This window comes from Streptomyces yokosukanensis, assembly GCF_001514035.1.
Classification (GTDB): domain Bacteria; phylum Actinomycetota; class Actinomycetes; order Streptomycetales; family Streptomycetaceae; genus Streptomyces; species Streptomyces yokosukanensis.
Genome location: NZ_KQ948291.1, coordinates 1 through 890, shown reverse-complemented (window position 1 = coordinate 890; position 890 = coordinate 1). Strand labels below are relative to the sequence as shown.

Annotated in this window: 1 protein-coding gene; it reads left to right on the top strand. The window is 65.6% G+C overall.

Annotated features, from left to right (window positions below; all coding sequences use genetic code 11):
- Window positions 1–27: 27 nt before the first annotated feature.
- On the top strand, window positions 28–890 hold an 863-nt coding region (locus tag AQI95_RS47810; RefSeq protein ID WP_341849513.1), incomplete at its 3' end, for a polyketide synthase dehydratase domain-containing protein.

The window sequence follows — 890 nt, the reverse complement described above, 5'->3', positions numbered from 1 at the left end:
ATCAGTGTTCCTGAGACTGGTGGGGTTGTGTGTACTGGTCGGTTGTCTGTTGGTGGGCAGCCGTGGTTGGCGGATCATGTGGTGTCGGGTGTGGTGTTGTTGCCGGGTGCTGCGTTGGTCGAGTTGGCTGTTCGTGCGGGTGATGAGGTGGGTGCGCGGACGGTGCGGGAGCTGGTGGTGGAGGCTCCGTTGGTGATTCCTGGCGAGGGTGCTGTGCGGGTGCAGGTCTCGGTGGGTGAGGATTCGGGTGGTGGTGTGCGGTCGGTCGCGGTGTATTCGCGGGCCGATGGTGCGGGGTCGGATGTGCCGTGGGTGCGTCATGCGAGTGGGTTGCTCGGTGAGGATGTTCGGGCGTCTGGTGTTGGTTTTGAGGTGTGGCCGCCGGTGGGTGCGGTGGCGGTGGATGTGTCTGGGTTGTACGGGGATCTGGCCGGTCGTGGGTATGGCTATGGGCCGGTGTTCCAGGGGTTGCGTGCGGTGTGGCGGCGTGGGGGGGAGGTGTTCGCGGAGGTGGTGTTGCCGTCGGGTGAGGTGGATTCGGCGGTGGGGTTCGGTCTGCATCCGGCGTTGTTGGATGCGGCGTTGCATGCTGGGGCTTTCTCTGGTGCGCGTGAGTCTGATGGTGGGGGGTTGTTCCTGCCGTTCGCGTGGAGTGGTGTGTCTTTGCATGCTTCGGGTGCGTCGTCGTTGCGGGTGAGGTTGTCGTCCTCGGGTGCGGAGTCGCTGTCGTTGGAGTTGGCTGATGGTGAGGGTGCTCCGGTGGCGTCGGTGGAGTCGCTGGTGTTGCGTCCGGTCACCGAGGAGCAGTTGAGGGTGTCCGGTGGTGGGGGTGGTGAGTCGCTCTTCCGGGTTGAGTGGTCTCGTCTGCCGGTGGGCGTGGGCGCGGGCGC